19 protein-coding genes are annotated in these 22323 nt (G+C 68.7%); 3 read left to right on the top strand and 16 right to left on the bottom strand.

What is annotated here, in order from left to right:
* Positions 1-6: 6 nt before the first annotated feature.
* From CH42_RS01730 to CH42_RS01720, 3 genes are read right to left on the bottom strand one after another with little or no spacing between them, the layout of a single operon-like run.
* A complete protein-coding gene (locus CH42_RS01730) occupies positions 7-1080 on the bottom strand; it encodes a Gfo/Idh/MocA family protein (RefSeq protein WP_239683907.1) in 1074 nt (357 codons plus the stop codon).
* A complete protein-coding gene (locus tag CH42_RS01725) occupies positions 1077-1964 on the bottom strand; it encodes a sugar phosphate isomerase/epimerase family protein (protein ID WP_053351490.1) in 888 nt (295 codons plus the stop codon). The genes CH42_RS01730 and CH42_RS01725 overlap by 4 nt, the downstream gene beginning before the upstream one ends.
* A 57-nt stretch (positions 1965-2021) precedes the next feature.
* Positions 2022-3242, bottom strand: a complete 1221-nt coding sequence (locus tag CH42_RS01720) for a Gfo/Idh/MocA family protein (protein WP_053351489.1) — start codon at positions 3240-3242, stop codon at positions 2022-2024.
* A gap of 343 nt (positions 3243-3585) precedes the next feature.
* On the opposite strand from CH42_RS01720, the gene CH42_RS01715 reads away from it, so the two are divergent.
* Positions 3586-4653, top strand: coding sequence for an acyltransferase family protein (locus CH42_RS01715; RefSeq protein WP_053351488.1), 1068 nt, complete (start codon positions 3586-3588; stop codon positions 4651-4653).
* A 152-nt stretch (positions 4654-4805) separates the two neighbouring features.
* On the opposite strand, the gene CH42_RS01710 is transcribed toward CH42_RS01715, so the two are convergent.
* The 8 genes from CH42_RS01710 to CH42_RS01675 all read right to left on the bottom strand — a co-directional run bounded on the left by CH42_RS01710 (position 4806) and on the right by CH42_RS01675 (position 14746).
* Entirely contained in the window at positions 4806-6023 is a 1218-nt protein-coding gene (locus tag CH42_RS01710) for an MFS transporter (protein WP_239683906.1), read from the bottom strand.
* A gap of 115 nt (positions 6024-6138) precedes the next feature.
* Complete coding sequence (locus CH42_RS01705; RefSeq protein WP_053351487.1) at positions 6139-7113, bottom strand: ATP-binding cassette domain-containing protein; 975 nt, start codon at positions 7111-7113, stop codon at positions 6139-6141.
* A complete protein-coding gene (locus tag CH42_RS01700) occupies positions 7110-8156 on the bottom strand; it encodes an ABC transporter permease (protein WP_053351486.1) in 1047 nt (348 codons plus the stop codon). The genes CH42_RS01705 and CH42_RS01700 overlap by 4 nt, the downstream gene beginning before the upstream one ends.
* Positions 8157-8185: 29 nt before the next feature.
* Positions 8186-9199, bottom strand: coding sequence for a sugar ABC transporter substrate-binding protein (locus tag CH42_RS01695; protein WP_053351485.1), 1014 nt, complete (start codon positions 9197-9199; stop codon positions 8186-8188).
* 79 nt (positions 9200-9278) lie between these two features.
* Positions 9279-10247, bottom strand: coding sequence for a 2-hydroxyacid dehydrogenase (locus tag CH42_RS01690; RefSeq protein WP_082309224.1), 969 nt, complete (start codon positions 10245-10247; stop codon positions 9279-9281).
* A complete protein-coding gene (locus CH42_RS01685; protein WP_053351484.1) occupies positions 10244-11077 on the bottom strand; it encodes an HpcH/HpaI aldolase family protein in 834 nt (277 codons plus the stop codon). Before CH42_RS01685 ends, CH42_RS01690 begins: the two co-directional genes overlap by 4 nt.
* Positions 11074-13023: a 3D-(3,5/4)-trihydroxycyclohexane-1,2-dione acylhydrolase (decyclizing) gene (gene iolD, locus CH42_RS01680; RefSeq protein ID WP_053351483.1), complete on the bottom strand. Its 1950-nt coding sequence runs from the start codon at positions 13021-13023 to the stop codon at positions 11074-11076. The genes CH42_RS01685 and iolD overlap by 4 nt, the downstream gene beginning before the upstream one ends.
* 178 nt (positions 13024-13201) lie before the next feature.
* Complete coding sequence (locus CH42_RS01675) at positions 13202-14746, bottom strand: aldehyde dehydrogenase family protein (protein WP_082309235.1); 1545 nt, start codon at positions 14744-14746, stop codon at positions 13202-13204.
* Positions 14747-15079: 333 nt separating this feature from the next.
* On the opposite strand from CH42_RS01675, the gene CH42_RS01670 reads away from it, so the two are divergent.
* Together CH42_RS01670 and CH42_RS01665 are read left to right on the top strand one after the other, a co-directional pair.
* Complete coding sequence (locus CH42_RS01670; RefSeq protein ID WP_162231052.1) at positions 15080-16153, top strand: LacI family DNA-binding transcriptional regulator; 1074 nt, start codon at positions 15080-15082, stop codon at positions 16151-16153.
* Between the two features lie 290 nt (positions 16154-16443).
* Entirely contained in the window at positions 16444-17475 is a 1032-nt protein-coding gene (locus CH42_RS01665) for a Gfo/Idh/MocA family oxidoreductase (protein WP_053351481.1), read from the top strand.
* Positions 17476-17510: 35 nt separating this feature from the next.
* Here the strand turns inward: CH42_RS01665 and CH42_RS01660 are convergent, their stop codons facing one another.
* From CH42_RS01660 to CH42_RS01640, 5 genes are all read right to left on the bottom strand, one after another.
* On the bottom strand, positions 17511-18575 hold the full coding sequence (locus tag CH42_RS01660; RefSeq protein ID WP_075205190.1) for a LacI family DNA-binding transcriptional regulator: 1065 nt from the start codon (positions 18573-18575) through the stop codon (positions 17511-17513).
* Between the two features lie 90 nt (positions 18576-18665).
* Entirely contained in the window at positions 18666-19454 is a 789-nt protein-coding gene (locus tag CH42_RS01655) for a TIM barrel protein (RefSeq protein WP_053351479.1), read from the bottom strand.
* Between the two features lie 29 nt (positions 19455-19483).
* Positions 19484-20497: an inositol 2-dehydrogenase gene (iolG, locus tag CH42_RS01650; RefSeq protein WP_053351478.1), complete on the bottom strand. Its 1014-nt coding sequence runs from the start codon at positions 20495-20497 to the stop codon at positions 19484-19486.
* Positions 20498-20702: 205 nt separating this feature from the next.
* Positions 20703-21128: a DUF1801 domain-containing protein gene (locus CH42_RS01645; protein ID WP_053351477.1), complete on the bottom strand. Its 426-nt coding sequence runs from the start codon at positions 21126-21128 to the stop codon at positions 20703-20705.
* A gap of 59 nt (positions 21129-21187) precedes the next feature.
* The gene (locus CH42_RS01640) at positions 21188-22237 is read right to left on the bottom strand and encodes a LacI family DNA-binding transcriptional regulator (RefSeq protein WP_053351476.1); all 1050 of its coding nucleotides are present in this window, start codon (positions 22235-22237) and stop codon (positions 21188-21190) included.
* Between the last annotated feature and the right edge of the window lie 86 nt (positions 22238-22323).

The raw sequence follows: 22323 nt of genomic DNA, 5'->3' as shown, positions 1-22323 counted from the left end.
GGCTAGTCAGTCGGTGAGCCGACCGGGCCGCAGCGGCAGACCCGTCGCGGTGTAGATCTCGTCGATGAGCGCCATCGTGCGGCGCGAGCGAGCGATGCCTGCAGCGCCACGCTCGCCACTGCGCACGGCGGCGCGGATGCGCTGCAATTGGTAGGTGTACGACGAGACCGAGCCGAGTGCTTCAACCCGCTCTTCAACGCCCGCACCGGTCGTGGTGCGCACGATGAGCCGCCCGTCTTCCTGAGGTTTCACGAAGTTTGGCAGCACCACTTCACCGAGGCTGCCAGTGACGCGCAGGCCGAAGTTCCAATCCGACTCCATGCTCGTGCGAATCGTGGCCGGCACACCGCCGAGTCGCAGCTCAGCCACGACCGTGGCATCGAGACGAGCATCGGGTGCGTACGGCTGCACATGCGCGGTTTCGAGGGTCAGTTCGGCCCCGGCCGGCAGCCCGGCACCACCAGGCGCATCATCACCCACGGCATCACCGAGCAGCAGCAGCGCGTGAATCGCGTAGCAGCCAAGATCCATGAGCGTGCCGCCGGCGAGGTCGAAGTTCCACCTGGGGTCGTCGGCTCCCGGGTCGGGCATTTCCATGTGCACGTCGATGGCCCGCACCTCGCCGATCGCACCCGATCGCACCAGGTCGATCAGACGGTGCACGCCCGGGTGATCGGCGTAGTGGAAGGCCTCCCACGCCCAGCCGGTCGAATGCTCGAGCCGGGCAGCGACGCGATCGAATTCGGCGAGGTTTGCGGCGAACGGCTTCTCGACGAGCACATTGCGCCCGGCGTCGAGCGCACGCGCGGTCCACTCGGCATGCAGTCCGTTGGGGAGGCCGATGTAGATCAGGTCGAGACTGTCGTCGGCGATCACCTGCTCGTACGTCTCGGCCGCGGCGGTGAATCCCTTCTCACGGGCGTACTGCCGAGCACGCTCGGGATCCCGAGCAGCGACGACCGCCAGCTCATCACCCGTCTCGGCAGCCGCCTCAATGATCGAGAGATCGGCAATGCGCGATGCGCCGAGCGCCCCGATGCGCAGCGCCCGATGCGGGGCGTGCTCCGCCTGAGCGGTCACGCCGACGCCCCCGTGTCCTCACCGAACGCGGCGCGCACGAATGCGACGCTGCGGCGCGCATTGTCGAGCGCGCGAGTCGCATCGTCGTCGTTCTCCACGACCGTGTCTTGCTCGAGCACGTACCAGCCGTCGTAACCGGCACCTTGCAGGGCCGCGAGAATCTCGCCGATGCGCGCATCGCCGGCGCCGAGCGCCTGGTACATGCCCTGGCGCACGCCCTCGCGGTAGTCGATCTCGCCGGCGCGCACGCGCGCAGCGATGCTCAGATTCACATCCTTCAGGTGCGCGTGCACGATGCGGGCCGCGTGCTGCTGCACGAATGCGACTGGATCGCCACCGCCGAGCGTGTAGTGGCCGGTGTCGAGGCAGAGCCCAATGCGCGAGCCCGCGACCACGCGCTCCACGGCCTCCGGCGCTTCGACCACGGTGCCGAGGTGCGGGTGCAGCGTCGCAACGACGCCGACCGAGGCGGCCGCGTCGAGCGCGCGGTCGAGATTCGCGAGCAGCGTCTGCCACTCGGCATCGCTCAGCTCGGCCGCACCGTCGTATCCCTCGCCACCGGTGACCGCTGAGAGCACCAGCGTGGATGCCCCGGCAGCGACGTACGCCTCGAGTTCTCGCTCGATAGCGGGCAGCGGATCCTGCGCGGCGTCATGCAGCACGACCGGGAAGAACCCGCCAACGGCCGCGAGCCCCGCGTCGGCCAAGGCCTCGGCCCGTTCGGCGGGCGCATCGGGCAGGAAGCCCTCGGGGCCGAACTCGGTCGCCGTGATGCCGAGCGACACCATCTCGCCGAGTACGCGTTCGCGCCCCAGCTGCAGGCCCCAGTTCGGAACCTCGATGACACCCCAACTGATCGGGGCGGATGCGATGCGTGCGGTCATGGGCGACTCCTTCGTCGATTCAGGTGAGGGTGTTCGAGGTGATCTGGCGCGTACGGCTCAGGCGCCGGCAGCAGTGGTGCCGGCGACGGGTGCGCTGGTCTCCCAGGCGCGCGACTCGGCCGAGCGCTCGGCCGCGGTGACGACCTGCGCCGCCGACAGCGCGTCTTGGATGTTCGAGTTCAGCGCCTCGCGGCCGAGCACGGCCTGCAAGAACTTCTTGGCCTCGATGACCTTGAGGTCGTCGTAACCCATCGAAGTGCCGGAACCGGGCTGGAAGCGACCGAAGTCGCCCATGCCGGGGCGCGCCATGATGCGGGTGTAGCCCTGGTTCTCGGCGCCGAGGCCGCCCGAGAGGTGCAGCTCGTTCATGCGCTCGAAGTCCCAGTGCGCCGAGCCCTCGGTGCCGTAGACCTCGATGCCGTAGCTGGCGCGCGGGCCCACCGAGACGCGCGAGGCTTCGAGCGTGCCGACGGCGCCGGCCGCAGCCGCGTCGCCTGAGAGACGCACGAGCATGCCGGCGTAGTCCTCGTTCTCGACCGGCTTCATCACGCCGTCCTCGATCACCGCGAAGTGCGTGCCGGTGCCCATGGGCAGTTCGGGGCGCTCGGTGTACACCGTCGACGTGACCGCACTGACCTCACCGATCGGGCCGAGCGTGTACTGCACGAGGTCGACGAGGTGACCCATGAGGTCGCCCAGCACGCCGTTGCCGGCGAGTCCGCGCACGAAGCGCCACGAGAGCGCGCCGCGGGGGTCCGACGAGTAATCGGCGAACATCTGGCCGCGCACGTTCGTGATGCGGCCGAGCTTGCCCTCGAGCACCAGCTCGCGGAGGTACTCGATGGCGGGTGCGTGGCGGTAGTTGAAGCCGATCGAGCTGACGACGCCCGCGGCTGCGGCGGCCTCGGCGACCTCGCGGGTCTCGTGCTCACCACGGCCGACGGGCTTCTCGATCCAGAAGTGCTTGCCGGCCTTCGCCGCCGCGATGCCGATCTCGGCGTGCAAGAAGTTGGGGGCGCAGATCGACACCACGTCGACCTCGGGGTCGTTCAACACCTCGTGGTAGTCGGCCGAGGCGCGCTCGTAGCCGAGTACCTGCACGGCCTCTTCAGCGCGGGCGGGTGCCGGATCGGCGGCGTGCACCAGACGCGGCTTGAGCCCTAAGTCGGCGTACGCGTACTTCAGGTTGGCATACGCGCGGCTGTGCAGCTGGCCCATCCACCCGACGCTGATGAGGCCGACGCCGATTTCGGTCGTGCCGTCTGCAAGAGTCCGCATAGTCGTTCGCTTCCGTCTTCATGGTGCTGAGCACCGTTGCTCGATGTCTGATGTGTTGCTCGGAAGAGCCGCCATCTCGATTTCATCCGGAAACCCGGGCGGAATCTTTACGAAATGGACCGGTCCAAATTGTACGTACATGGGTGAATGGATGTCAATGCGGCGCGCGCTAAGGATCCGGCGAAGGCTGAAGCACGAACGCACACGCTTCTCGCTTCCCGCCGAGCCAGACTGAGGGCCCTCTGCGGCACGAGAATGCTCGCGACACAGCGCCACCGCGATCCGCCGCGACATTTGAAAAAATTTGGAGCACAATATATTCGTGTCCGTAAATACTGAAAGGATGAAGTTTCACAGGCTTGAACTGATCGACGCTTTGCGATTCCTCGGTGCCCTGGCGGTGGTCGCCGCCCACTGGGGGTTTGCGGGGATCAGCAACGGCAAGGTCGATTCACTCAGCCCAATGCCCGATGCATCGAATCTCGTCTACAGCGTTCAGGCCGTGAACTTGTTCTTCATGGTGAGCGGCTTCGTTATCGTGGGGTTCTCGCAGGGTCGCACAGCTGGGCAGTTCTTCGTCAGTCGCGGTGTTCGCATCCTCCCGCCGTTCCTGGCAGCGATGCTGCTCACCACGATCGTCGTCACGCTGTGGGGGCGAGAAGACTTCGCTGTGACCCCGGTGCAGTTCGTCGCGAATCTGACCATGGTTCCGACGATCTTCGGCCAGCCTCCGGTCGATGGCGTGTATTGGACGCTCCTCATCGAACTCGAGTTCTACGCCCTGATCTTCGTTGCTCTGTTCTGCAAGCTCGGTCGGTTCTTGCACGTGCTGTTTCCGCTGTGGGCGGTGCTCATGCTCGTGATCGCACTTGCGGCACCGCAACTCACGCAGAAGCCGTTGATGGGCGACTATTTCACCTTCATTGTCTCGGGAGCGATCATCGCCACCATCCGACTCCGCGGGCCCTCGCCCCTCCTGCTCATCGGTTTGGCTGCGGCATTGGTGAGCACATTCGCTTTTGTCGTGCGTCAGGTACCCGACCTCAATGAGCGCTACGGCTCAGACATCTCTCCTCTGGTCTCCTGCCTCATCACTGGGTGCATCTTCCTCGCCTTCATGTCGCTCTGGATTCCGCGGGTCACCCGCATACGGATTCCGATGTCACGAGTCATGAGCGATCTCACATACCCGGTGTACCTCCTGCACGCGCACATCGGGTACACCATCCTGAACCTTTTCGGCACCGACGCGAATCGATGGGCGCTGTACCTCATCATGTTCATCGCACTGATCCTTGTGAGTTGGCTGCTGCACTGGTTTGTCGACGTCCGACTGAAAAATGTTTCGTACCGGGTCTTTACACTGCTCCGCCGCCCGATCGATGCACTCCAAAAGCTTGTTATCCGTTGACTACTCGCACCCGCAAGCAGAACTCGGTGCGCGACAGCACCGTCGTCGCCGCGCTTCGAGGCGTTCGTGAGTGTGAGCCGAAACGCCGAGTGTGAGGCGAAATTTGGCTCATAGTCAGCGTTTCGCCTCATACTCACGGATGACCCTCACGCTCACGAAGCGACAGCGCCCCGCCCGCGCAGCGCGAACACCAGCAACCCGAGCCCCGCGAGCACGAGCGTGCCGACCGGCAGCCATGCCGCACCGAACCCGGCGAGGAGGCCGGCGCCGGCGAGCGAGCCGATGAAGCTGCCGAGGTTCGCGGTGCCCGACGGCATCGACGAGGCGAGACGCGGGAACCGCCGCAGCTCTTCGAGGAACAGCACCTGCGCGGCCGGGCTGCCGCCACCCAGTAGCACTCCGATGAGCAGCACTCCCGCGGCCGCCCCGACCCCGCCGACCCCGGGAACGAGCAGCAGGGCTCCACCGGCGACGCCGATCAGCGCCACGGCGAGGAAGGTGGGTGCGGCCGCGCGATCCGCCACCCACCCGGCCCCGAAATTGCCGAGGTTCATGCCGACACCGAACGCCAGCATCGCGAGCGCGGGGGTCAGGATCACCCGATCGCCCTGCACCTCGGCGACCATCGGTGCGATGTAGGTCACCACGGCGAAACCGCCCGACGCGACGAGCACCGCCGCGGTCGCGGTGAGCCATAACCGGCGACCGCCGAATCGTCGCCCGCCCACCGAAGCGCCCGATCCACCCGCGGCCAGCGGCGTCGTCGCGAGCGGCACGATCAGCAGCGCGACCACCGGCACCGCGAACAGCACGGCGCACGCCCCGATCACGAGTCGCCACGACGCGAGCTCGCCGAAGGCCGTCAGCACGGGCACCCCGAGCAGGTTGGCCACCGCGAGCCCGCCGTGCACAATCGCCGCGCCCCGCCCGTACTTCTGCGATCCGAGCAGGTGCGCCGTCGCCATCGCCCCCACACCGATGAAGCTCGCGTGGGTGAGCGCAGCGAGAAAGCGCAGCACCAGCGCGATGCCGAGTGTCGGAGCGAGGGCGGTGAGTACGGTCCAGAGCAGCATGCTGCCGGCGCAGGCGAGCAGCGCACCGCGCTCCGAGAGTCGCCGAATGAGCAGTGGCGTCACCAGCATGCCGATGACCACGCCGAGTGCGTACGCCGACGCGAGCCCGCCGGTCGCCGCGAGCGCCGCATCCGGGTGCGCGGCGAATGTCTCGGGCAGCAGGTCGCCCGCAATGCGCGGCAATAGGCCCATCACGATGAATTCGCTGACACCGATCCCGAACCCGCCGCACACCAGCGCGGCGATCATTACTGCGACCCCGATACGACCGGGCCCGCTCACACTGCTCGCGTGCATACGCACTTCCTCTCATGTGAGCTACCGCACGCGACTGCCCAACACAGCGAACGGGCGCCCGACCCAGAAGGTCGAGCGCCCGTTCGCTGTAGTGCAGTGCAGCGCGCGATGCGGCTCAGCGGCGCTTGCCGCCATCAACCTCGTCGTCTTCGTCATCCTCGTACTCGCCGGGGATCACGCTGACGGCTTCCGTGACGCTCACCCGGCCGACTCCGGCTGCGGAGTCTTCCTGGATCTCGTCGCGGATGGTGCGCACGGTATCGGTCGAGGTGCCGACGTTGCGCAGCTCGTGCACGAGCTGCTCGAGCTCGGCGCCACCGGCCATCAGACCGGTCAGCTCTTCGAGCGTGATGTCCGACTTCTCGTGGTAGCCGATGCTCTGGCCACGCTTCAGCAGCAGGAATCGGTCACCGACCGGGTACGCGTGGTGCGGGTTGTGCGTGATGAAGATCACGCCGAGACCGCGGTCGCGGGCCTGGATGATGTAGCGGAGCACGACACCCGACTGCTTCACGCCGAGGGCGGCGGTCGGCTCGTCGAGAATCAGCACCTTCGCACCGAAGTACACCGCGCGAGCAATGGCGACGCACTGTCGCTCACCACCCGAAAGGGTGCCGATCGGCTGGTCGACATCGCGCAGGTCGATACCCATGTCGAGCAGCTCCTGCTTCGCCGTCTTCCGCATGAAGTCGACGTCGAGGCGCTTGAACGGCCCCCACCCCTTCGTCTGTTCGGAACCGAGGAAGAAGTTGCGCCACACCGGCATGAGCGGCGCGACCGCGAGATCCTGGTACACCGTGGCGATGCCTCGGTTCAGGGCCTCGCGCGGCGAGTTGAACTTCACCGGGTCGCCCTCGACGAGGTACTCACCGGCGGTGTGCTGGTGCAGGCCGGCGATGATCTTGATGAGCGTGGACTTGCCGGCGCCGTTGTCGCCGAGCACGCACATGACCTCGCCCGAGCCCACCTTGAGGCTGACATCGCGCAGGGCGATGATGTTGCCGTATCGCTTCTCGGCATCACGGAGCTCGACGAGCGGGCCCGTCACCTGCGACGGCGCTGCTGCCGTCTCGGTTGCTGTGGCGTTCACTTTTTCCCTCCTCGGGCGGCTCGACGCTGCAGGGTGAAGTTCAGCACGGTCGCGCCCAGAAGCATTGCGCCGAGGAAGAACTTCAGCCAGTCCGGGTTCCACTCGGCGTACACGACGCCCTTGAGCGCCATGCCGTAGATCAGGGCGCCGATCGCGCCGCCGATCGCCGAACCGTAGCCGCCGGTCATGAGGCAGCCGCCGACGACGGCCGCGATGATGTAGAGGAACTCGTTGCCGATGCCCTCACCCGACTGCACCGTCTTGAACGCGAAGAGCTGATGCATGCCCAGCAGCCACGCGCAGAAGCTGACGCCCATGTAGAGGCCGATCTTCGTCTTCACGACGGGCACGCCCACGGCGCGAGCCGCATCCGGGGCGCCGCCCGACGAGAAGATCCAGTTGCCGATGCGGGTGCGCTGCAGAATCCAGGTCGCGATGAGCACGAGGATGATCCAGTAGAACACCGTGATCTTGACGTTGACGCCGAAGACCGGAATGTCTGAGGCGAAGACCGCCTCTGCCGAGGCGAACCCGGGCCACTCGGCGATCGACGGAGCGGCGACGCCGCCGGTCAACGCGCGAGTGACACCGAGGTTCAGACCCGTCAGCATGAAGAAGGTCGCCAGAGTGATGATGAAGCTCGAGAGCTTCGTCTTCGTCAACAGCCACCCGTTCAGCAGACCGACCAGCAGCGAGAACACGAGGCCGACGATTGCACCGACCCAGACGTTCCCACCGAACCAGTACATGAACAGGGACGAGGAGAGCGCCGCCGAGATGACACCGACACCGGCCGACAGGTCGACCTCGCCGCCGATCATCAGGAGCGAGACGCCCACGGCCATGATGCCGACCGTCGACGCGCCATACAGGATCGTCGCGATCGAGCTGGGCTGGGTGAACTGCGGGGCGACGACGGCGAACATGATCGCGAGGACCAGTGCGGCTGCGGTGGCGCCCGCCTCGGGCTTGGTGAAGAACCTGGTGAACAGGTTGCCCGAGGCGATGCGCTCGTCGAATTTAGGAGCTGTTGCTGTACTCATGGATACGACCTTCCGGTTCGACCCTTTCGTTACTCTGCGGCCTCGTCGTCGCCGCCCTCGAACTGGGCTGCGACGCTCGATGCGTTGTCTGCGTTGACGACGGTCGGTCCGGTCAGCACGGCCTGGCCGCCACCGAGCACGTAACCGCCCTCCTTGTAGAGGCGCACGGCCTCGACCGAGGAGTAGCCCTGCACGAACGGCTGCTGGTCGATACCGAAGAGGATCGTGCCATCGTTGATGCCCTTGTAGACGTCAGCGTTCAGGTCGGTGGTGGCGAGCGTTGCGCTCGATCCGGCGTCCTTGATCGAATCCATCGCGGTCATTGCGAAGGGAGCCCCGAGGGTCAGCACGGCGTCGATGTCCTGGTTGGTCTGCAGCTTCGACGTGATGGTCGACGCGACGTTCGTCATGTCGGTGCCCTGCACGTACAGCACCTCGGAGGTGCCCTCGAAGGTGTCGGCGAGGCCCTCGCAGCGAGCTTCGAGGCCGACGTGGCCCTGCTCCTGGATGACGCAGATGGCCTTCTTCAGACCCGCCTCGTTGAACTGCTCGCCTGCGGCCTGACCCGCGATGAACTCGTTCTGACCGAAGTGCGCCAGCACACCCAGGTCCTTGTAGTCGTTCTCGCCGGCGTTGATGCTGAACACCGGAATGCCCGCGTCGACCGCCTTCTTGACCTCGCCGGCCATAGCGTCTGCCTTGGCGAGCGTGACCACGATGCCGTCGACCTTCTGGTCGACTGCCTGCTGCACGAGCTGCGCCTGGCGCGCTCCGTCAGGATCCGAGCTGTAGAGCAGCTCGACGTTGTTGCGCTCTGCCGCATTCTCGGCGCCGGCGCGGATCGTGTCCCAGAAGGTGTCGCCGGGCGCCGCGTGGGTGATGAGGGCGACCTTGATCTCGTCCTCTTCCACACCTCCGCCGCCGCCCGCTGCGCCGCCGCCCGCTCCTGCCGGCGATCCGCAGGCTGCGAGCATGAGGGCGCCCGCCGCTGCAATACCGGCAAGTCCGAACTTCGACCAACGCCCGAAACGTGATTTCAACATAGTTTCACTCCATCGTGTTATTGAACTAATGTCGTTACAAAGCTGATGCTTTGCGATTACAGTACCGTAACTTCCGCATTCAAGCATCACTTACGGTAAAGGTTGGATAACGACCTGCGAGGGTTTCCCCCACAGCCTCCGCCGCCATCCGCACCGTAGCGCGCAATGCGGCCGCGGAAAATCCAGAGGTGTGCGGGCTCAGCAGCACGTCAGTGCGCCCGGCGAGCGGGTGATCCCGCACCGGCTCGTCCGAGAACACATCGAGCCCCACCCCGCCGAGCACACCGGCTTCGAGCGCGTCGACCAGCGTCTCGGTCGACACGAGGTCGGCGCGAGCGCAGTTCACCAGCACTAAGCCTGGTTTCGCGGTGCGCAGGATCGCCGGAGGTAGCAGTTCCCCGCCGCCACCGGGCAGATGCAGCGTCAGCGCATCCGCGCGGCGCACGGCCTCCTCGAGCGACACGTTCTCGGCGTCCTCAGCCGTCACGAACGGGTCGTGCACCACGATCTCCATGCCGAACGCTCGACCGAACCCCGCGATGATGCGACCGATGCGACCGTAGCCGAGGATCGCGAGCGTGAGCCCGTGCAGATCGCCGGCGGGCGGCACCGGCTCGCGACCCCACTCGTTCGCCGAAACATAGCGATGCGATTCGCCGAGGCCCTTCACGAGTGACGCGATCATCGCGAAGGCGCCCTCGGCGACCGCGCGACTGTTGCTGCCCGGGGTGATCGCGACCGGAATGCCGCGCTCGTGCGCAGCGGCGACGTCGACGTGGTCGACCCCGACGCCGGTGCGAGCGATCACCCGCAGCCTCGGCATGCGGTCGAGCGCTGCACGGTCGAGCCGATACGCGGCGCGAACGATGGCCCCCTCGGCAACGGCCAGGTCGCCCGCCGAAGGGTCGGGCACGAAGATGGCGTCGTCGGGCAGATACGGCACCACGTGCTCGGGCGCCACCGGGCCCAGCGCGACGACGACGGGGCGCTCGGCGTCAGCTCGCGCGGACCCGGCACGCCCGGCACGCCCGGCCGCACTCGCACTCACGAGATCGCCTCGCGATCCACTCCGAGTCCATTCGGGATCGCCCCGCGCACCGTCGCCGCGAGCAACGTCGCATCCGAACCTATGGCCACGAAGCCGAACCCGCGGGCGAGGTACGCCTCGGCGCCGGCCCGGTCATTGGTCAAGATGCCGGCGACCTTGCCGTGCGCGCGGCAGGCGACGACCACCGCGTCGAGCGCCTCCTGGAAGACCGGGGCGTCGTACTGGCGCGGCACGCCGAGCGCGTAGCTCAGATCCTGCGGCCCGATGAAGAGCACGTCGGCGCCGTCGAGCGCCGCGATCGCGTCGAGCTCGCGCATCGCACCCGCGGTCTCGATCTGCACGACCCCGACCGCGCGGTGGTTGGCCGCGTCGATGGCGCCGAAGTCGCGGCCCCAGCGGGCGGCTCGGTTGTAGCTCGCCACCCCGCGGTCTCCCTCGGGCGGGTAGAGCCGGTGCCGCAGGGCGTCTGCCGCATCGGCCGCGCTCGAGATGCGCGGCAGCATGACACCGGCGGCGCCCGCGTCGAGCACGCGCCCGATGCGAATGCGATCCGGCTGCTCGATGCGCACCAGCGTCGCGACGCCGTACCCGCCCGCCGCCGCTGCGATCGAGCCGACCTGATGCTCGTCGCCGCCACCGTGCTCGAGGTCGACGAGCAGCCAGTCGAGACCGGCCGACGCGCACACCTCGGCCGCGGTCACCGAGCCGAGCCCGATGAATGTGCCGACCGTCGGCTCACCGGCGAGAAAGCGCTCGCGGAGCGCCCAGCCGGGGGTGAGCGGGCTCGATCCTGCGCCGCTCTGCTTGCCGCTCAGCTGTGCCCCGCTCATCCGTGCCACCGCTGCTCGGCCAGACCCGCACCGTACTTGACGAGCTTCTCAGACGTATCGACCTGCTCCCACACCTCGGCGGGCGAGACGTCCCACCACACCTCCGACGACGGCAGGTCGGCGTGCGGAATCGTCGGCACGACGATCACGACCGGGCCGCGCACCCCGCGCGTCTCGTCGAGCGCGGCGCGCACCTCGGCGGGCGTCTCGGCCGTGCGCACCTCGGCGCCGAGGCCCGCAGCGATCTGTGCGAGGTCGATGCGCAAGTAGTCGCCCTCAAGTCGGCCCGCGTCGGCACCGGCGAGCGACCCGCCCGCCTCGCGGTACCGGAACTCGTTGCCGAAGTGCTCGCCTGTGCGCCACATCTGCAGGCGGCGGATCACCTGGTAGCCGTGATTCTCGGAAATGACGACCGTGAAGGGGATGCCCTCTTGCGCGGCCGTCACGATCTCGGTCGGCATCATGACGAAGGTGCCGTCGCCGATGAACGCGGTGACCCGATGCTCGGGATCGGTGTCGGCGAGGCGCACGCCCATCGCGGCGGGCAGTTCGTAGCCCATGCACGAGAATCCGAACTCGAGGTGCGCGTGGCGCCCGTCGGTCGCATCCCAGACCTTCTGCAGGTCGCCGGGAGGGCCGCCGGCCGCCGCGACGATCGTGTCGCCGGGCCGTGCGTGCTGCTGCAGCAGGCCGATGAGCTGCCCCTGCGTGAGCGTCGCGCCGGTGTCGGGCAGCTCCGGGTGCTCCTCACGCGGAAAGCGGGTGTCGGCGTCGAGCGCCGCATCGCGCACCGGCAGCCAGGCGTCGCGCGCGGCGATCACGTCGGCACCCCAGGCCTCGGGCACCCGGTACCCGTCGAGCGCTGCGGCGAGCGCCTCGAGCGCGAGCTTCGCGTCGGCGATCACCGCGGTCGCGCCCTGCTTCACCGCGTCGTGCTCGACGATGTTGATCGACGCGAAGCGCACGTCGGGGTTCGTGAAGATCGACTGCGAGGCGGTGGCGAAATCAGTGAGGCGCGTGCCCACGTGCACGATGAGGTCGGCGCGCTCGGCCAGGCGATTAGTGGTGGGGGATCCCTCGAGCCCGATCCCGAATACGCTCCAGGGGCCGTCAGCGGTCACCGCGCCCTTGCCCGCGAACGTCTCACTGATGGGCAGGTGCGTGCGCGTGCCGAGCTCGGTGAGCACCGCGGTCGCGTCGGAGTAGTGCACGCCGCCGCCGGCAATGATCAGCGGGCGCTGGGCGCCGCGGATCAGTTCGGCGACCTGCGCGACCTCGGCGGCGTCGGGCACCCGGCGACGGATCACCCAGTCGCGCTCGGCGAAGAACTCCACCGGGTAGTCATACGCATGCGACTGCACGTCTTGCGGCAGCGCGAGCACCACAGCGCCCGTCTCCTCGGGGTTCGCCAGCACGCGGAACGCCTGCGGCAGCGCGGTGAGCAACTGCTCGGGTCGGGCGATGCGATCGAAGAAACGCGAGACGGGGCGGAACGTGTCGTTCGCGGTCACGTCGGGGGTGCCGGGCAGGTCGAGCTGCTGCAGCACCGGGCCCTGTCGACGGGTGGCGTACGTGTCACCCGGCAGCAGGAGCAGCGGGATGCGGTTCACCGTTGCGAGCGCCGCAGCGGTGACGAGGTTCGTGGCGCCCGGGCCGACCGACGCTGTGACCGCGAGCGTGCGGCGACGCTTCGACGCCTTCGCGAAACCGGTCGCGAGATGGCCGAGCGCCTGCTCGTTGCGGCCCTGCACAAACGGCAGGCGATCCGCGTGCTCGGCGAGCGCCTGGCCGAGGCCCGCGACGTTGCCGTGGCCGAAGATGCCGAGCGCGGCGGGCACGAAGCGCTCGCGCACGCCATCAGCGACGGAGTACTGCGCGGCGATGTATCGCACGATCGCCTGCGCGACCGTGAGCCGGACGGTCTGACCGGAGGTTCCCTGGACCATGTGTGCTGCTCCTTTGCGAGCTGAGGTGCGGTGATGCGGTGAGTGAGTGAGTCTGTGGTGTGCGTGGTGGCGCGGGCGCCGAGTTGGTGGCTCGGCTGGGGCTGTTCGGCGAATTGGCTGTTCGGCAGATACAGGGCCGTCGTGGGTGCGGCGGTGCGGCGGCCCCGATCCCGCGCCGCTACCCGTGGATGATGACGGTCTTCACCTCGGTCATCTCCTCGACAGTCGAGCGCACGCCCTCCTTGCCGTAGCCGCTCGCCTTCAGCCCGCCGTAGGGCATGAGGTCGGCGCGCCACAGCGGCGTCCAGCCGAGGTGCACGCTGCCGGCGTCGATCTCGCGCATTGCCCGCACGCCCTCGCCGAGGGTGCCGCCGAAGACGCCGGCCGCGAGCCCGTACGGCGTGCCGTTCGCAGCGCCGATGGCGGCGTCGAAGCTGTCGACTGTGGTGACGGCGACCGCGGGGCCGAAGAGTTCCTCCTGCGCGAACGCCTGGCGGGTGTCGACCCCCGTGACGATCGCGGGCGAGACGAAGGCGCCGTCGCGCTCGCCACCCGTGAGCAGCGTCGCTCCGTCGTCGACCGCGCGGGCGATGCTCTGCGCCACGCGCTCGGCTTCGCGCTCTGCGACGAGGGGGCCGAGTGTGGTGCCCTCGGCGAGCGGATCGCCCATGCGAATCGCCTCAACCTTCGGGCGCAACGCGTCGAGGAAGTCGGCTTCGACCTCGCGGTGCACGATCACGCGCTGCACCGAGATGCACACCTGACCGGCGTTCACGTAACCGCCTGCCGCGACGGCAGCCGCCGCTTTCTCGATGTCGACGCCGGGCAAGATGACGGTCGGCGACGAAGCGCCCAGCTCGAGCGAGAGTTTCTTCACGCTGGCGAGGCTCGCGATGCGCTCGCCCACCCCGGTCGACCCCGTGAACGAGATCTTGCGCACGCGCGGGTCGCGCACGAGCGCGTCGCCGATCGGGCCACCCGGGCCCGTCAACACCGAGATCACGCCCTCGGGCACCCCCGCCTCGACGAAGATGCTCGCGAGCGCGAGGGCCGTGAGCGGGGTGGCGCTCGCCGGCTTGAGAATGACCGCGTTGCCGGCGGCCAGGGCCGGGCCAACCTTGTGCAGCACCAGCAACGCGGGGTAGTTGAACGGGGTGATCGCGACGACGATGCCGACGGGCTGGCGCAGCGTGAAGCCGACCTTGTCTTGGCCCGTGCCGGGGTTCGCATCGAGCGGCAGGCTGTCGCCGTACAGTTGCGTGCCCTCGTGAGCCGCAAGACGGATCAGCGCGCCCGAGCGGCCCGCCTCACCCTTCGCCTCGGCGAACGGCTTGCCGTTTTCAAGCGAGATGGTCGTCGCGAGTTCGTCGGTGCGGGCGTCGGCGAGCGCCGCAGCACGGAGCAGGATCGCCGCGCGCTCATGGGCCGGCGTGCGGCGCCACTGAGCTGCGCCTTGTGCTGCAGCTTCGATTGCGTCGTCAGCGTCTTGCGCCGTGGCGAGGGCGACCTCGCCGACGATGCTGCCGTCGAACGGGCTGCGGATCGCCGCGCGCTTGCCGTCGCGCGCTTCGCGCCACTCGCCGCCGAGCAGCAGTCCGTAACTGCGGGTGGGATGCGTCTCGTGCGCCGCGCCGGTGGGGTGCTCGGTGTGTGCGGTGCCCGCCTGTGCTGCCTGCGCTCCGTCGGCCGGCGCGCTCCCCGCCGCTACTGTCTGATCGCCCATGATCGCCTCTCGTCGTGCCGCTTCGTCTTTGATTTGGACCGGTCCAAATTGTACGCACAACGTTTCGCGGAGGTCAAGCGCGTGTTTCGGAGCGGCGGCGCTCCGGCGCTCGCGGCCTTCCTCGCCGAGCCCCTCCCTTCTCACCGAGCCCCTCCCTCGTGCACGCGCAGAAAGGAGGGGCCCGGCAAGATCGGAGGGGCTCGCCACAGAACCAGCTCGCCGCACATCCGGCACTGCGCAACACCGGGCCGGCACGAAAGCAGCCAGACCCGAAAGCAGCCCGGCACGAGGCCGCAGCGGCGGGCAGCCACCCGCGCATGGCACCATAAGAGCGTGAGCACCCCCGAGCCGGCTTCCCGCCCCACCATGCGCGATGTCGCCGAGCGCGTCGGAATGTCGCGACAGCTCGTCTCGATCGTGCTGCGCGGGGCGCCGGGCGCCAGTGAGGCGTCGCGCGAGCGCATCCTGGCCGCCGCCCGTGAGATCGGCTACCACCCCGACGACTCCGCACGCATGCTGCGCCGCCGCCGCAGCGGGCAACTCGGTGTGCTCTTCACGATGCGCCAGCCGTTCGAAGTCGACCTCGTCGACGCGCTCTACCGCCACGCCGCGCAACTCGGCTACACGCTCGCACTGGGCACCATGGGCGAGCACCGCGACCTCGAGCCTGCGCTCGCAGGGCTCATGCGTCAGCGCATCGAAGCACTCATTGTGCTCGATTCGGGAGCCGGCATCGACGGGAGCATGAGTTCGCGCACGAACGTACTCACCGACCTGCCACCCGGAATCCCCACGCTGCTGCTTGGCGGGCCGACCTCGCCCGAACCCCACGACCGCGTCGATGTCGAGAACGAACGCGGCATCGCTCTCGCCGTCGAGCACCTGATCGCGCTCGGCCACACTCGCATCGCCTACGTCGGCTCCGAAGTCGGTGCGAACGCCGCCCCGCGACTTGCCGGCTTCCACGGCGCCATGGCCGCGCACGGCCTCCCCGCGCAGGTCGTCGCAAGCGATTACACCGAGCTCGGCGGCCATCGCGCCGCACTCGGGTTGCTCGCCGACGGGCGCATTCGTGCGGGTGCCGGATCCGCCCCATCGCACTCGACCGAATCCGTCACCGCGCTGGTCTGCATGAACGACCACTCCGCCATCGGTGCGCTGCAGACGCTCGTGCGCGCAGGAGTGCGCATTCCCGAAGACGTCTCGATCGTCGGCTTCGACGACAGCTCGGCAGCCGCGCTGCCCTACATCGACCTCACGTCGGTACGCCCCGACCCCGACCGCATGGCGCAGTTGGCGGTCGAGACGGTGCATGCTCGCCTGGCTGAGCCGGGAGCGCGCACGGTCACCCGCCACGTGATACCGACCCTCACCAAGCGCGCGAGCACAGCGGCGCCTCGCGCCTGACACGAACTCGAAAACACAGCTCGGCGCCCGCCCGGCGGTCGCACCGGCCCGCTCCGGAGTGCGCGCTCGCTTTCTACTAGCACGTGCTAGTGATTTGATGCTAACGTGTCGCCACAGTGCACGAAGCGCTGCGACGCAGGACGCACAACGCACTCTCACGCATCAAGCACCGTCGCAGCACGTCGCGCTCCCACACATCAAGCATCAACGCACACGGGCAACAAAGCGCTCACGCACCAAAGCCGGTGCAGACGCGCCGCATTCCACACCACACCGCCCCAGGAGACCCCATGACCCACTCCCCCGTTCGCCTCGGCCTGATCGGCTCGGGCTGGATCGGCACCTTCCACGCCGAGACCATCGCGCAGCGCATTCCGGGCGCCGTGCTCGCCGCGGTCGCCGACCCGCAGCCTGGCGCCGCCGAACGCGTCGCGGCCCCACTCGCGACCGCGCACCACACGCCCCGGGCTCTGCAGAGCGCCGACGAGTTGCTCGCCGACCCCGAAATCGACGGCGTCGTCATCTCGTCGCCCGCGTTCACGCACACGGATCTCGTCGTCGCCGCGGCCGCGGCCGGCAAGGCGGTGTTCGTCGAGAAACCGCTGGCGCTCACGCTCGCCGACGCCGATCGCGCGATCGCGGCTGCGGCGAGCGCCGGGGTGCCGTTGCAGGTGGGGTTCAATCGACGATTCGCGCACGACTTCGCCGCGGCGCACGAGGTCGTCTCGGCCGGCGGCATTGGAACGCCGCAGCTGCTGCGATCGCTGACTCGCGATCCCGGGCTCGCGAACCCCGGCGCGGTGAAGCCGTGGACGATCTTCCTCGAGACCCTGATCCATGACTTCGACACGCTCAACTGGTTCAACGCCGGCGCCCGCCCGATCGAGGTGTTCGCCGTCGCCGATGCGCTCGTCGCGCCCGAGTTCAAGGCGAGCGGGCTGCTCGACACCGCGGTCGTGACGATCCGCTACGACAACGGCGCCATCGCGACGGCCGAGGCCAACTTCTCTGCGGCGTACGGGTACGACGTGCGCGGCGAGGTCTTTGGGTCGGCCGGCATGGTCACGGCGGGCGACGTGCACGCCACGGCGATGCGGCACTTCTCGGCGGCTGGCGCGCAGGCGCCCACGGCGCGACTCAACATCGAGCTGTTCCGCCAGGCGTACACCGACGAGTTGGTCGCGTTCGCGAACGCGGTGCGCGGGATCGCCCCAGCGCCGGGCATCCGGGTGCCGACCGGCGAGGATGCGCGTGCGGCACTGCAGATCGCGCTCGCGTGCGTGCAGTCCGTCGAGGAGCACCGTCCGGTCGCCATCGACTGACGGCCGTTCGGCGGGGGTGGGTGCGGAGCGAGCGCCTACGCCGAGGCGCGCACGACGAGGGTCGGCGGAATCAGCACTTCGCCTGCGGTCGCCGAGGCCTCACCCGGCACCGCACCCGTCAGCGCATCGAGGAGCGCCTCTGCCGCTTCGCGCCCGATGCGACGGTTGTCGGGGTCGACACTGGTGAGCGAGATGCGCGGGATCGCGGAGAGTGTCGTGTCGTCGTAGCCGGCGACGCGGCACCCGCTTGGCACCGCGATGCCTGCCGCTTCGAGTGCGGTGATGACGCCGATTGCGGTGAGGTCGTTGACCGCAATGATCGCCTCGGGCAGGTGGTCGGCGGCGAGCAGTCTCTCAACCGCCCGGCGCGCCCCCGCCTCGGTGAAGTCGGCGCGCTCGACCCAGGCCCGCGCACCGAAGTCGCGCCGCTCCACAGCGGCACGGAAGGCGGATTCTCGCGAGGCCGACACCGTGCCGCCGTCGCCGCCGATGAACGCGATGCGCGAGACGCCCTGAGCGACGAGGTGGTCGACGACGAGGTCGAGCCCCGCCACATCGTCGGTGCGCACGGTCGCGACGACGTCGGCGGTGGCGTCGATCGCACTGGCCACCACGGTGGGCATCGCGGCGGTAAGCCCGGCCAGTTCGGTGAACTCGGGAATGGTGCCGACGGTGATGAGGCCCGACGGGCGCAGATCGCGGAGCACGTCGAGGTTGTCGCGATCCAGCACCGTACCGCCCGCGCCGTCGTCGACCTGCGCGCTCACGATCATCGTGCGCTTCCCCGCCTCGGCCAGCCGCGCCTTCGCGGCACCCACGATTTCGGCGAAGAGCGGATTGTGCAGGTTCGACACGAGAATCGCGACGATGTCGCGGCGCCCCGACGAGAGCGACTGGGCGACGAGGTTGGGGCGGTAGCCCAGCTGCGCGGCGGCGTGCAGCACGCGCAGTCGACGCTCCTCGCTCACATTGTCGCCGCCGGTGAACACGAGCGAGACGAGCGACTTCGAGACGCCCGCGACACGGGCGACGTCGCGGATCGTCGGCGGGCGCGCGGGGGCGGTCGGGCCGCTCTCGGGTGCTCCCGTCTGCTCCGTCATCGACCCTCCTCGCGTCCCGTTCATCTTAGGGGTCGGGTGGCGAGGAGGGTCGTGTCGAACGGCGCGAGGGTGTTCGCGGTGCCGGATCGCCTAGGCGGCGATGCCCGCACCGAACGCGGCGGTGAAGGCGTCGAGCGCCGCGTCCGGATCGCCACTCGCCCAGGCCTCCATGCCGATCACCCCGTCGTATCCGAGGTCGCGGAGCGCCCGCGCGACGGCTTCGTAGCGGATCTCGCCCGTGCCCGGCTCGCAGCGCCCCGGAACGTCGGCGATCTGGATCTCGCCGATCCACGGCTGCGCCTCGCGCACCAGTTCGACGAGGTTTCCCTCACCGATCTGCGCGTGGTACAGGTCGAGGTTCAGTCGCAGATTCGGGTGGTCGGCCGCGCGCACGAGCGCGAGCGTGTCGGCGGCCCTCGCGAACGGGGTGCCCGGGTGGTCGACCGCGAGGTTGAGGTTTTCGAGCACGAAGGTGCGCCCGGACGCTCGGCCGAGTTCGGCGACCTGGCGCAGCGTCTCGGCCGCGTGCACCCAATCGGCGCCGCTCACGTGCTCGTGCGGCACGACCGGCAGCCCGCCCTCGCCCAACCCGGTGCCGTGCAGGTTCAGGCGCGGCGAGTCGATGATCTCGGCGGCCGCGAGCGATTCACGCGCCGTGGCGAGCAACTCGCGACGGCCCTCAGCGGTGGTGAGGTCACCGCGCAGGTACCCCGTCATCGACGAGAACTCGGCTCCGGTGGCGGCGAGCGCCGCGAGGTCTTTCGTACTCCAGTCCCAGATCTCCACGAGCAGCCCGCGCTCGTGGATGCGCTGCACGCGCTCCACGAACGGCAGGTCAACGAAGAGCATCTCTGCGCACGCGGCGAGGCGATAGGTCATCAGGCGATCCTGCGCTCGAACCGTGGCGTTCAGAGCTCGACCGCGACCGCGACGCCGGTTTCGGCGGAGCGCTGCGCGGCATCGGCGAGGATCAGCGCGGCCCGCCCATCTGCGAACGTCGGGCTGGTGGAAGCCTCGCCGCGCACGAGCCGCACGAACTCCTCGAGTTCGGCGGAGTACGCCTCGGCGTAGCGCTCCAAGAAGAACTCGGGGTAGGCGGGGCGCGCCTCGACCGCATCGGCCGTCGACACCACCACCGTATTGGTCTGCGGGTTGCCGACCTGCAGCATGCCGCGCGCGCCGAACGCCTCGATGCGCTGGTCGTAGCCGACCGCGCTGTGGCGCGAGTTCACGATCGTGACCACCGCACCGCTTGCCGTACGCAGGGTCGCGACGGCGGTGTCGAAGTCGCCGTGCTCGCGGGCGCCCGGGTCGAAGGTGCGCGTGCCGGTCGCCGAGACCGAGACGATCGCGTCGTCGCCGGTGAAGAAGCGCGCCATGTCGAAGTCGTGAATGGTCATGTCGCGGAAGATGCCACCCGAGATACCCACGTAGTCGGCGGGCGGAGCTGCGGGATCGCGGCTGATGATGATCAGCTGCTCCAGGCTGCCGATCTCACCGGCATGCACCCGCGCGCGAGCGGCGCCGTGGTTCGGGTCGAACCGGCGATTGAAGCCGAGCGCGACCGGCACCCCGGCTTCGGCGACGAGCGGGCTGAGAGCGTCGACGCGCGCGATGTCGTGGTCGATCGGCTTCTCGCAGAGCACGGGCAGGCCGGCACGCACCGAAGCTTCGATGAGGTCGACGTGCGTGGGGGTCGGCGAGGCGATGAGCACCGCGTCGATCTCGCCGGAGGCGATGAGCTGCTCAGCCGACTCGGTCGCCGTCGCGCCATAGCGCGCGGCGACGCCGCGTGCACCGTCGATGAACGGGTCGGCCACCCAGGCGAGCGTGGCGTTCGGCGACGCGGCGATGCTGGCGGCGTGTACCTGGCCGATGCGGCCGGTACCGATGAGTCCGAAGCGGACGGGGGTCTGCGTCATTGCGGGGGTCCCTTGCGATGGGGTGCTGGTTCAGGTTGACCATGAACTAGCACGAGCTAAATTGATGTGACAAAGCGAGTGTAACGCGTTGGCAACCGGCGCGAAACTCCGCCCTCAAACTCTCTTGCCGCACGCGAGGCATCAGCGATTCGCACTTGCGCGATTCCGCAATCCCATTCACCGCGAACGCGGAGCGCCCAGAGACTTATGCGGGCACTGGGTCATCACCGCGCGCCCACGCGATGGCAATGAGTTCGCGAAGCACCGCGACGTCAATATCGGCGAGCTTGTTCACGTAGATGCAGCCGGCCCCTTCGGTGTACTTGCCGAGTTTCGCCAGCAACGGTGCCGCCTCGGGCTGGTCCTTGAGACCGTACAAGGTGAGCTTGGCCTTCCGCGGGGAGAACCCGGTTTTCGGCCAGTCGCCCCTCGTTTGAGGGTTCGACGGCGAGACGTATCGATACGAGCCGAAGCCCACCATCGATGCGCCCCACATCACGGGTTCTGTGCCGGTGACCTCTCGGAAGATCTGCGCCAGTTCCTGGCCCTCAGCAACCCGCCGGGCCGGCGTCGCCGATGCTAAGAAGTCAGAAACGTCTGCCTGCGTCGGCCTCGTCTTCAGTTCAGACATGCGCAGCTCTCCTGACACTCGGTGAAGTACTCCGCGCCGTACTGGTGCGGAACTTCACCCTACTCGCGCAACATCGCAGCGGTCGAGGCTCGAATGACGAGTTGAGGTACAAAGATCCGCGATCCGGCATCGCCTGTGACCTCCGCGGTGCCCGCACCCTGTGCTGCACGACCAGCACCGAGTTCTGCGAGCAGCACCTCGCCCGCGGCCTCGCCGAGCTCACGCGGGTCCCCGCTGATCGTCGACAGAGCCACGATGCCGTAGGCAGCAAGCGGGGAGTCGTCGTAGCCCATAACCGAAAGATGTTCGGGCACCACGAGCCCTGTCTCATGGGCGGCTCCGATCACACCAACCGCCATCGGGTCGTTTACGGCGAACACCGCGGTCGGGGCATCGGTGCCTGAGCCAGGCTGCCCAGCTGCGCGGCCAAAGAGCGCACCCGACACCGCGCGCGCGGCACCCTCATCGGTCGCGGAAGCCGAAACCACTCGCGGTGTGGCGCCGGCGCCGGCCATCGCCTCGCGGTATCCCCGCTCGCGCGCTGCAGCACTCGCTCCCGGGCCAGAGACGCAGGCGATGCGCCGATGCCCGAGTTCGAGCAGGTGCTGGGTGGCCAGTCGCCCTCCCTCGACCTCATCGCTCGCGATCACCGGGAGGTCGGGCGCCACGAGCGCACGCGTGCCGAGCACCACCGCGGGCACGCCGACCCGCGCAACCGCCTCGGCGCTCGCTTCTCCGGCAAGCACGATGCCGTCGACGCGCAGCGCACGAAAGGCATCGATCGGATCGACGCCCAGATGGGCGTTCAGCCGGGCATCGGCCACGCTGAGCGCATACCCGCCCGATTCGAGGGCTTCGCGCAGACCCGCGAGAGCCTCGACGAACCACAGGTTCGCGAAGTCGTCGATAATCACGCCGATGCTGCGCGTGCGCGTGCCCGCGAGGCCGGCCGCCAAGCGACTCGGCGTGTAGTCGAGCTCAGCCACGGCCGCGAGCACGGCGGCCCGCTTCTCGTCGCTCACCTTCGGCGAATCACGCAGCACGAGCGAGACGAGCGACTTCGAGACGCCGGCGCGCTCGGCGACGTCGTAGATCGTCGGTCGTCGCATGGGGTGCCTTTCGGTCGAGGTGACTGGACGCGAGCTTCAGATTACGTGAGCCCCAGAGCGCGCCGCGCGCGCCGTATTGACAGGAC

This window comes from Leucobacter musarum subsp. musarum, from assembly GCF_001273845.1.
GTDB classification, from domain to species: Bacteria; Actinomycetota; Actinomycetes; order Actinomycetales; family Microbacteriaceae; genus Leucobacter; species Leucobacter musarum.
Note: the sequence above shows the minus strand (reverse complement) of the source record. Positions and strands in the feature narration are given on the sequence as shown.

Coding starts and splice junctions, on each gene's coding strand:
- CH42_RS01725 (WP_053351490.1), bottom strand. CDS start 1,964: ATGACCGCACGCATCGCATCCGCCCCGATCAGTTGGGGTGTCATCGAG.
- CH42_RS01700 (WP_053351486.1), bottom strand. CDS start 8,156: ATGAGTACAGCAACAGCTCCTAAATTCGACGAGCGCATCGCCTCGGGC.
- CH42_RS01695 (WP_053351485.1), bottom strand. CDS start 9,199: ATGTTGAAATCACGTTTCGGGCGTTGGTCGAAGTTCGGACTTGCCGGT.
- CH42_RS01640 (WP_053351476.1), bottom strand. CDS start 22,237: ATGCGACGACCGACGATCTACGACGTCGCCGAGCGCGCCGGCGTCTCG.
- CH42_RS01645 (WP_053351477.1), bottom strand. CDS start 21,128: ATGTCTGAACTGAAGACGAGGCCGACGCAGGCAGACGTTTCTGACTTC.
- CH42_RS01675 (WP_082309235.1), bottom strand. CDS start 14,746: ATGGGCGATCAGACAGTAGCGGCGGGGAGCGCGCCGGCCGACGGAGCG.
- CH42_RS01720 (WP_053351489.1), bottom strand. CDS start 3,242: ATGCGGACTCTTGCAGACGGCACGACCGAAATCGGCGTCGGCCTCATC.
- CH42_RS01685 (WP_053351484.1), bottom strand. CDS start 11,077: ATGAGCGGGGCACAGCTGAGCGGCAAGCAGAGCGGCGCAGGATCGAGC.
- CH42_RS01665 (WP_053351481.1), top strand. CDS start 16,444: ATGACCCACTCCCCCGTTCGCCTCGGCCTGATCGGCTCGGGCTGGATC.
- CH42_RS01655 (WP_053351479.1), bottom strand. CDS start 19,454: ATGACCTATCGCCTCGCCGCGTGCGCAGAGATGCTCTTCGTTGACCTG.
- CH42_RS01710 (WP_239683906.1), bottom strand. CDS start 6,023: ATGCACGCGAGCAGTGTGAGCGGGCCCGGTCGTATCGGGGTCGCAGTA.
- CH42_RS01660 (WP_075205190.1), bottom strand. CDS start 18,575: ATGACGGAGCAGACGGGAGCACCCGAGAGCGGCCCGACCGCCCCCGCG.
- iolD (WP_053351483.1), bottom strand. CDS start 13,023: ATGGTCCAGGGAACCTCCGGTCAGACCGTCCGGCTCACGGTCGCGCAG.
- CH42_RS01715 (WP_053351488.1), top strand. CDS start 3,586: ATGAAGTTTCACAGGCTTGAACTGATCGACGCTTTGCGATTCCTCGGT.
- iolG (WP_053351478.1), bottom strand. CDS start 20,497: ATGACGCAGACCCCCGTCCGCTTCGGACTCATCGGTACCGGCCGCATC.